This is a genomic window from Candidatus Hydrogenedentota bacterium (assembly GCA_035450225.1).
Classification (GTDB): Bacteria; Hydrogenedentota; Hydrogenedentia; order Hydrogenedentales; family SLHB01; genus DSVR01.
Genome location: DAOTMJ010000077.1, coordinates 1 through 9,734 on the forward strand (window position 1 = coordinate 1; position 9,734 = coordinate 9,734).

General features: G+C 60.8%; 6 protein-coding genes. 3 read left to right on the forward strand and 3 right to left on the reverse strand.

Annotated elements, in window-relative coordinates; translation table 11 throughout:
* Nucleotides 1–258: 258 nt before the first annotated feature.
* On the forward strand, nt 259–3,696 hold the full coding sequence (locus tag P5540_19340) for a PQQ-binding-like beta-propeller repeat protein (protein HRT66968.1): 3,438 nt from the start codon (nt 259–261) through the stop codon (nt 3,694–3,696).
* Complete coding sequence (locus tag P5540_19345) at nt 3,693–4,238, forward strand: 5-formyltetrahydrofolate cyclo-ligase (GenBank protein HRT66969.1); 546 nt, start codon at nt 3,693–3,695, stop codon at nt 4,236–4,238. Before P5540_19340 ends, P5540_19345 begins: the two co-directional genes overlap by 4 nt.
* A gap of 17 nt (nt 4,239–4,255) precedes the next feature.
* On the opposite strand, the gene P5540_19350 is transcribed toward P5540_19345, so the two are convergent.
* Nucleotides 4,256–5,911 carry a glycosyltransferase family 39 protein gene (locus P5540_19350; GenBank protein ID HRT66970.1) on the reverse strand — a complete coding sequence of 552 codons (1,656 nt, stop codon included), beginning with the start codon at nt 5,909–5,911 and terminating at the stop codon, nt 4,256–4,258.
* A 57-nt stretch (nt 5,912–5,968) separates the two neighbouring features.
* On the opposite strand from P5540_19350, the gene P5540_19355 reads away from it, so the two are divergent.
* A complete protein-coding gene (locus tag P5540_19355) occupies nt 5,969–7,513 on the forward strand; it encodes a GDSL-type esterase/lipase family protein (GenBank protein HRT66971.1) in 1,545 nt (514 codons plus the stop codon).
* 13 nt (nt 7,514–7,526) lie between these two features.
* Here the strand turns inward: P5540_19355 and P5540_19360 are convergent, their stop codons facing one another.
* Nucleotides 7,527–9,416 (reverse strand): hypothetical protein, encoded by a 1,890-nt coding sequence (locus P5540_19360; protein ID HRT66972.1) that lies wholly within the window; start codon nt 9,414–9,416, stop codon nt 7,527–7,529.
* 22 nt (nt 9,417–9,438) lie between these two features.
* The coding region (locus tag P5540_19365) for an ATP-binding protein (GenBank protein ID HRT66973.1) at nt 9,439–9,734 on the reverse strand (296 nt) is incomplete at its 5' end.

Below are 9,734 nucleotides of genomic sequence, written 5' to 3' on the forward strand. Positions count from 1 at the left end.
CGAAAAATCGCGGCGGCATCGAATCCGCGGCGGCTATTCCTGTATACTCCGCCGATGGGTCCTTGTGTTTGTCAATTTGTAATTGTCTTCCCAGTATTGGCTGCCGAGGGCTTCCCCAATGCGGGATCCATATCCTTGCCTGCTAGTTATGTGCATGGCGCACAAAGATGGTGTACAAAGAAATCATGCCTTTGATTGAGGCATTGCAGATGAACCGCTGTAGGATAAATCGAGACGCCATATAAACAGGAGGCGATAATGCATAAATGGGTTTGGATAGGTTTGGTATCTCTGGCGATGACGCGCATGGCACACGCCGGCTCGGAATCCATCGAGTGGACCGTCGCGCTGGACGGACCGGCATTTTCGCCGACTTTGTATCCGAATGAGACAGCGCCGTCGGGCGTGGTTGTCTCGTCGGGGAAAACGGTACAATTGATCAGGGGCGACGGCACAGTGGCCTGGCGGGCCGATATGCCGGATCCGGCGGCAACCCCCGCAACGGTGGCCGATCTGGACGAAGACGGATCGTTCGAAGCCATCGCGGCGCTGGCCGATGGCACGGTGATATGTCTCGATGCCACAGGCACGACACGTTGGGCGCACGCTTTCGACACGCCCGCGGGGGGATTCAAAGTGATTGTCGCGTCGGATCTGACGCCGAGCCGCGGCCTTGAAATCCTGGCCGGATTCGACGACGGCTGGCTCAACTGCCTGAGTGCCGACGGACGGCTGTTGTGGCGCTTCTTCGGCGACCGGTCGCGCGTGGGCGGAATCGCGATCGGGTGTACAGACGGCGACAACGTCCCCGAAATCCTCCACGGCACCGACAACGGACACGTGTATTGCCTCGACAACTTTGGACATGTTCAATGGCGGTATACGGAACAAGCCCCTTACGGGCGATCGGGTCCGAATCTTGCCATAACGCAGCCGGGCGGCGCACCGGGCGTATTCATCACGCGCAGCAATGTCGGCAACGCAACATGCCTGATGGCGCTGGATGCGCCGGACGGCGCGTTTCTGTGGCGGACAAGCGACGCGATGCAGGGATATTTCTCGAACGCTTTCGCGGATTTCGACGGCGACGGATCGCTCGAAATTCTTCATGCGGACAAAGGCAACAACCTATATTGCGAAAATGCGGACGGCACGCGGCGCTGGCAGGCCGAACTGGGCGGGCATGGAATTTTCTGGGCGCCCGCCGTCGCGGATATTGACGGCGACGGCGCACTCGAAGTCATTGTGGGGGTTCGCGGAACGGATCCGAAAACGGGCGCGTGCGCCTATGTCGTGGGCGCGGACGGCACCGTAAAGTCTTCGCTAAAACTCGGCGGCGGTTCAAACGCGGCGCCGGCCGTCGGCGACATAGACGGCGACGGCGAGTTGGAAGCAATCTTCGCGGTTGAAAATCCGAATCAATTGCTGGCGATGACGTGGCGCGGCAAAGGCCGTGTCGCATGGCCATCTCTACGCGGCAATTCGCGCATGACGGCCAACGCGAACGTCCCACAGGGCGGCGCTTCGGAACCGGGCGTCGGATCGGCGCCGCATGCGCTGGCAAGTTTGCGTCCGATCGGCAATATGACGGTTGACATGGGCGAAGGGGTGTGGGGCGACAACACGTGGACGATTTCGTGGAAGGATCCCGCGCAGGAAGGCGCGTTTCTCGAGACGGCCGTGTATTACGCGGGCCACGCCGACGAATCGCGTATAATTGACGTCAAATCAGGCGCGACACAGGCCGTGGTTCGTGTGCGGCTGTACCGTCCCGAACCCGCGCAGGTGGTCCTGCACCTGCACACTACCGACAGCGCCGAGCCGGCCCTGTCCGCGTTGCGTGAAATCGCGCCGAATCCGCCGGCCTTCTGTCGCATCGAGACGGTTCAGCAGGTCTGCGATCGGGCGCTGGCGGCCGGTGCGAATTCCAACGCCGACACGGAAGGGATTGAAACCGGTCTTGCCCTCCTTCGGGCCGCCGTGAAAACAATCGAGTCGCTTGACCCAGGCCGGACGCCGGCGGCATCGCTCATCCAACGCGCAACGGCGCTGCGCAATAGGGCTGACGCGCTTGAGTCACAGGCGCGGATGCTCGAAGGATTCTGGCGGCAAAACGGTTCCGGCTCGTTCGTGTGGTGGAAGGACGAAAATCCATGGGACGCGTTCGATCCCCTTGAAACGCCGGCGGTGCTCGATATGACCATGCCGGTCGTCGTGCAGGCATTTCAGGACGAACGCGAGGATGTCGCGCTTACGTTGCGCAACATTTCCGCCGCGCCGCTCGATGTGCGTTGCACGTTCACCGATCCCGCGACGAAAGGCATGCGGCACGTCGAGCCGGAGTTGTCGAAGAAGGTTGTGCTTCGACATGCTGTGCCCGTTGCAACGGCGTTGCAGGATCGCGTATTCGATGCATTGCCTAAACTCGACTCGTCGCGCACGATACAGTTGCCGCCCGGCGAGTCGCGGCAACTTTGGATTGTCGTTGACACGCATGACCTCGAACCGGGCACTCACGAATTGACGCTGTACCTCGGCAGTCTCGACAAGCCCACAACCCTCCGGGCCGTTCCGTTGCGCATCGAAGTGTGGCCTATTCGCTTGCCCGGGGATGTCTTCGCAAAAATGAACTGGTGCGGTTTCAACGAGCCGGAAACATCGAACGATGCCGCGCGCGATCTGATTGAACACGGCGTCTCGGCGGCCTATGGACCTCCGCTGCCCTCGATTCCGGTGGATGCCGAAGGCCGCCGCGCGGGCGATGTGGACTGGACCGCGTTCGATCGTGCGATGGCGCGCATCCCAAGGCATTTCACCCTGTTCTGGGGCGGGCCGCCGGCCTGCAAATGGCCCGAAGGCGCCGTGCCGAAAGAAGACAGCGACGTGCATTTCAACGGATTCAAAACCAGCGTCGAAGAACTGGCGCGGCATCTGGAAAGTCTGGGATTCACCTACCGCCAATGGGCGTTCTATCCCATTGACGAACCGTGGAACACCGGCTTCACGCTTGTCCCCATCCTGAAACGCTTTTGTGAAATGGTCAAACGCGCCGATCCGAACGTCCAGATGTACGCTGATCCGGCGGGCCTTGTGCGTGTCGAGTATCTCGACGAATTCAAGAATCTTGTGGACATCTGGCAGCCGGAAATGAACCTGCTCAAGCGCGATCCGAAACTCGTCGAGTGGTTTCAAAAGAACGCCAAGCGGTTCTGGACCTATGAGGCGCCGGGACCGGCCAAGGATCTGCCGCCGCTCGGCCATTATCGTGCATTCGCGTGGATGGCCTGGAAATTCGGATGCGAAGGCGCGGGATACTGGGTGTATCGCGGCGAGGACAACTGGTGGACGTTCACGAATCCGGATTATTCTGTGGTCTATGAAACGAACCGGCAGATAACGCCGTCGCGCCGTTGGGAAGCCGACCGCGACGGCGTGGAGGACTATCGTGCCCTCCACGTGCTGCGAGAAGCCATTGCCAAGGCGCGCGCCATCGGCCACGCCGCTGAAGCCCAAAAAGCGCAGGCGCTCATGGATGAAGCCGTCGAACAATTGATCGGCTGGCAGATGGCAAACATTGACGAAATCACGCGATGGACAAAAGATTATTCACTGGATTTCGACTTGCTCATGGACTACCGCGCGCGTATCGCCGCGGCCATCATGGATCTTGAACAACAGCAGGGGCACGTCCCATGACAAGCAAAGACGAATTGCGCCGTATCGCGTTGGCCGCGCGCCGGGCCCTTTCGCCCGAGATGGCCGCCGCGAAAAGCGCCGCCATTGCGGAGCGCGTCCGGGCGCTGGAAGCCTTTCAACAGGCCCCGTGCGTACTGGGCTACGTGGCGTCGAAAGACAACGAAGTGGACACGCGGGCCTTGATGGACGGCGTGCTGCGGGAAGGGCGGCCCGTGCTCGTGCCCGTGGCGAAACCGCGGGGCATCATGATTTGGTCCGCCCTGCGCGATTGGAACGATCTCGCCGAAAGTCGGTTCGGCATTCTCGAACCGCGCGCGGAATCCATGCGTCCCACAACGCCGCCGCCCGGCTCCGTCTGCCTCGTCCCGGGCATCGCATTCAGCGAGGACGGCTATCGCATCGGTTATGGCGGAGGTTACTTCGATCGCTTCCTTGCCGGCTTCGACGGCGTCAGCATTGGACTTGCCTTTCGCGAACAACTGTATCCGCGCTGGATTCCAGAGGCCCACGACATTCCCGTCCAAATGCTCGTGACCGACTGAAAACATTTTCAAGGCTCTCAGGAAGACGCGCGAAAAGCCGTCACGTGAAACAGGTGGACATTCTGCATGCCTAAAAACCGCTTCGTCTCGAATGGCGCGCCGCGTTCCGTCAAGTAGGCCGCGTACCGTTCGGCAAGGCCCGACATGTCCGGAGGCCAGGGACAATGCGGAGGCACGGCGGTCAGCACAACCCAGAAAGGTTCTTTCGATTGCAGCAACGCATCCGTCGCGTGACACAAACCGTCGAATCCATGACTTTCGATGGCCGGCATGGGCGGATCGCCCAGATTATAGGCGAGCAGCCATTGGGTGTAGAGGCCGTGGGCGACGAGTTTTTCCCCTTCGTGTTTTTCGGTGCGCAGCGTCCGGGCCGCGGCAAGATACCCCTGGCGAATCGGCAATCCCACGCCAAGAACGGTTTGCACCCCCATAAGGAAGACGATCCCCGCTGCGGCCATCGCGCGCACGCCGTGCGCGATGCGCGAATCGGGACGCGAGGGCCGCAGCCAGACGCCCAAGTTCGCCACGAACCCACCGGCCATCAAATACAACGCGGGGGAACTATACGCCGAGAAACGGGCCTGAAACAGTTCGAGCCGCGTTGCCCATGTCAGCGCGAACAAGATCGTGCTTGGAATGGTAAAAATGAGCAACAGCAAAACAACCGCTTGCAAAGGCGGCGGCTGACGGTCATTGGGCGAACCTTTCCCGCCAATCCCGCTTTGCACAAGCGATCCAACCAGCAGAAGGGCGCATGCCGCGGCGAAGGACCACGCCAGGACGTTTTCATACCGGGGCTGGACCATCAAAATTCGATGGACGACCGAACCGATTTCTTCGGGCGTCTTGTCCAGGGGCAGCGAACCGAACACCCAATGCAGATAGACCGGATCGCGATGAAACCAGTCGTCCCAAAGGGCCTTGGCGGGGGGCGGCGGCGCCTTGGGACTGTCCATGCCGCCCTGGAGCGAATGTATCCATAGGACAATAAACATCAAAAAAAAGACGTGCGTCATGCCCCATAAAAAAGTGCGCCGCCACGCGCGCGCATGAAGCAGGATCAAAAACAGGCCCAACGGCGCCAGAAGTATCGCCGCCAACAGATGCGTCCACATCAACGCTAGGTTGAACGCGGCGTGCAACATCCACCACCGCCGGCCGTCTCCGGCGACCGCGCGCACGAAACAATACACGGAAAGCATGGCCAGCAGCGTAACCAGCGAATACGGACGGATTTCCTGCCCATGAAAAATGTGGAAAGGCGACATGGCGAAAAGCGCACCGGCCACAGCGCCGGCCCATGCGCCATATAACCGGCGTCCAAGAAGATAGATGACGATCGCCGATCCCGCCGCGAAAAGGACGGACAATCCCCGCACCGCCATGACGCTCCCGCCCGACCATTGATACGCATAGTATTCGAAGGTATGGTATACGGGCACCATGTGCCAGTCCCATTGGAGTTGTTCGCGAAGACATTCGAGCAGGCTGGGCGCATCGGCGAATCGGATGGTAATATACTCGTCGTACCAGACGGATTGTTCGGAAAGATGAATGCCGCGCAATGCGATGGCCAGCGCTGCCAGGAAAACGATTAGGCATCCGTCGAGCAGCGCGAACCGGTTGCGGTTTTCCGGTGAAGCGCCGATGTTTTGGAGGCCGCCGCGGCTCATGCGCATTTCATCTCCGGACAAAACAGGTTACGCATGGAGGAAGGATACCATACCCGGATGAAAGCGGGCATTCCGCATTTCGTGGGACGCCTTGCACGCGCATGGCTCATGTACGCATGGCTCTTGGCCGGTGCGCCGGCGCTGCTTCTGGCGGGGGCTGAATTCGCCGCGCGACTCGGCGGATACGGCGCCGATTTGCGCTATCTAATCCACGCGGAAAACACGATTCGACCTAACAAGGCCTTTCATCAGCAATTTTTCTCGCTGCCGGTCGAAAGTATCATGGACTGGGATTGCGCGGAATACATGGCCGCAACGCCGAAACCCGCGAATGTCCGTCGCGTGATTGTTCTGGGCGAATCGGCGGCCTACGGCAGCCCGTTCGGCGGCTACGGTTTCGCGCGTTATCTGGAGATGATGCTGCGCGAGGCATTTCCCGGCATCCGCATCGAGGTCATCAACGCCGCCGTGCCGGGAACGAATTCGAACGTCCTGCAAGTCATGGCGTCGTATTTCCCCGAACTCGAACCCGATGTGGTTCTGCTGTACATGGGCAACAACGAGGGAAATCCGCCTTTCACAAGCCCGGCCTTGTCAAAGGCGCTGCCGTTCATTCCACGCCCGATGCTCTTCCGTGCCGAAGTTGCAATCAACCGGCTACGCCTGATTCAAATGGCGCGAAACCGCCGGCATGATCAGGCGCCACCGCTAGTGTGGCCGAACGAAGACACGCCCGATAATCCTGCCCTAAACGACTTCGAGGCCAATCTCGGCGTAATCGTCAAAGAAGCGCGGAGAATGGGCGCGGACGTCGTGCTGTGTACGCTCGGCCGCAATGCCGCCGAAAACGCCGCCACGCAGGCCGCGAGCGACATCTCGGCCATACCGCGATCGGCCTTCAACCAACGCATCCTTGCGTTTGCCCGCCGCGCAGCCGAAGGCCCGGTGCGGTTAGTGGATTTCGACCGTGCCTGCTGGGTCTATTCCGGAAAGGTTGCGGCGCCTGGATACGATTTATTCTGCGACGTGCTCCATTTTACCTTCGAGGGGAACCACCTTCTGGCGGCATCGGTTTTTCCCGAAGTAGCCGCCATCATCGAATCAAAAGGAGGCCACCGCGCCGACACCTCCCCCCTGTCTCAATCCGAATGCGAACGCCGGATGGGTTTAGGCGCGGCGGGAAAAGTGTGGCTCATCGAGCAAGGGGTGCGAAACGGGAATCGTTCAGGAAAGTTGGCCACGACGGAAGCATACGCAAACCTGTTGCGCAATCAAGTGGGGCCGGACCCGCAAAAGGAAATATTGGACGATTTTGAAACGGCCTTGCGATTGAACCCGGATGACGGCGCGCTACGCGTTCACTTCGTCCGATGGCTGATCGAATGCAACGAGACAGAAAGGGCATACCGGGAGGCAGCGGAACTCGCCGCCCGCTTCCCGGCGTCGCGCGCGGCAAACCGTCTCCTTGCGCAAACACGCGAACCCAAGGGCGATGCGGAAGGGGCGCGGCGCGCCTATCTTCGCACGCTCGCGATGTATCCGGACGATACACTTTCCCGGCAAGCTCTTCAGCGCCTTGGCAACGCGCCGCCCGCCCGGTGACGATTTTCCCGATTCACGGGACGATCTCGAGCGAATCCACGGGCATGGTTCCCGTGGCACAAATCAATGCGATTGCATGGCGGCCCGTGTCAAGTTCTCCCGATTCCCACAAAACGGCTGATTCGCGCGATTCCGTGTCATGAAAAGAAACGCGGCCCCGCGATGCGCCGTCCAGCCGGATTTCGGCCTCACCGTATTCCGAACCGCGCGGCGCCCATACCCGAACCCGGCGCCCGGTGAAATTCCATTTGACACGGGCGCCTTCCCGCGAACTGGCAAACCCGTTGCCATACCGGCAGCCGCGAATGGCTTCCCATTCTTTCTCTTGCGAACCGGCGCCCAGCAAGCCTTCGACCGGCAACAGGAACCACGAGCCGGGTATTTCGCCGCCCGATACCGAAAAGCGTTTCACATCGAGATAAGTCCCTTTTTCGGCAAGGAGCGCCAAACCGCCCGCCATGGCACAAAGTTCGATGCGGCCCAGCGGCGCGCCGTTCCATGCGATGGCCACGGCATTGGATTCCTGTTTCAGCGCCAGGGTTCCGCTCAGACCCTCTGCCTTCTTGCCATTCGCGAGAACTGTCGCGGCGCCATCATCCGCATAGGCGGAAAGCGACCAGTCCAAGGCCGTAAGGCGCAGTTCCATCATCGAACGCCGACACAGGGACGACAATTCGGCGTCGGCGGCGGCACGGTCCGGACCGATCGGCCCCCGGTGCGCCCAGATACAGCGCCACGGCCCCACGGCGTCCAGCGTGATTTCGAGTTCAAATTCCACGAAACAACGCTGCAACAACGCCAACGAAGGCGCATTCGGCGCAGAAAGACGGAAACCGTTTCGATACGGTTTCTTCCATGGCCGTCCGGCGAGGTTGATGGTTCCGATGCCTTCCGAATTGCGCGAGGGATACAGGATGCGGAGCCGTTCATCGGGGCCGATAAAGCCCGCCACGGCCTGTCCCCAAATCCCGTGCGATTCCCATTCGTTCGCCTCGGCATGAAAAACGGATCCATCCTGCCAGACTCGCCATGCCCCGGGACGATGCGCTTCCTCGATGGCCGCCCGGTAGACCACGTGATATCCACGATTGGCGGCGACGGAAGTCAACGGCGCGTAGACGTAATCCTCGTGGACAAATGCCGGGAAGAATTCAACCGGTTGCGGCGCCCATGCGTCCTGCTGCGGCGAACGAAGAACGATCGGCGGCGAATAGGGGCCGCGGGCTTCAGGCGCGGTCATGCCGATAAAGGCCCACATGCCGCCGGCATTGCGCGGCGTGCTCATGGAGGCAAGGATGAGCCAATCGCGTTTGCGACGAACGATGGAACTTGCGTAGACGCGCTTGTACCCCGGCGGAAGCATGGGCTGCGCCGATTCGGCGTGGATGGGTTTCGTGTCGCGAACGAAAGGCCCTTCGGGCGACTCCGCGAAGGCATAGGCGATACCGCCGTCCGAGTTGTCGGGCTTGGCCCATCCATAGGCGGCATGATAACCCCGTTCATCCGCGGCAATGGACGCGTCGCACGTGGCGCCCGCGGAAACGCCGTCGCCGTCGAACAGGTCCTTGTCGCCCGTAATGACGAGTCCGCGATCCTCCCATGACACGCCGTCGTCGCACGAACGCAACAGCCGCGTCGGGCCCGCGGGCCAGTAGCCTTTCGGATACAACGACACATACGCATACCAACGGCCGCTTTTCGGATCGCGGAACAAGGCGCCGTTTACCGGCCATTCATAGGGTGGCGCGCCTGTATAAACCGGGTTGTGCGAATACCGTTCGAAGGCGTCGAACGATGGATCGCCCACCACGGGATGATGCAGCCATGCCTCGCGGTGGGCGGCATCGGCAAAATCCACCGCGCCCATCGCGCATGAACCCGCCAGAACGACAAGGGAAATCATGGATTGGAAATCTCCGGACCGTTCAACTGGACTCTTCGCGATGCACCTTGGGCAAACGGACCGTAAACCGGGTATGACCCGACGAACGATCATAGGAAAGACTGCCGCCGTGGGATTGAACAATACGTTTCGAGATGCTCAACCCCAGACCGGTCCCCTTGCCGAATTCCTTTGTGGTGCCGAATCGCTCAAAAAGCGATCGTTCAATGTCCGGGGGAATGCCCGGACCGCTGTCGGCTACCACTATCTCGATGTCGCCGCCGGGATCGCGCACGGCAAGCGACACCCAACGTTCGGCGGACTCCTCGACCGCATGCA

Coding starts and splice junctions, on each gene's coding strand:
- P5540_19340 (HRT66968.1), top strand. CDS start 259: ATGCATAAATGGGTTTGGATAGGTTTGGTATCTCTGGCGATGACGCGC.
- P5540_19345 (HRT66969.1), top strand. CDS start 3,693: ATGACAAGCAAAGACGAATTGCGCCGTATCGCGTTGGCCGCGCGCCGG.
- P5540_19350 (HRT66970.1), bottom strand. CDS start 5,911: ATGAGCCGCGGCGGCCTCCAAAACATCGGCGCTTCACCGGAAAACCGC.
- P5540_19355 (HRT66971.1), top strand. CDS start 5,969: ATGAAAGCGGGCATTCCGCATTTCGTGGGACGCCTTGCACGCGCATGG.
- P5540_19360 (HRT66972.1), bottom strand. CDS start 9,416: ATGATTTCCCTTGTCGTTCTGGCGGGTTCATGCGCGATGGGCGCGGTG.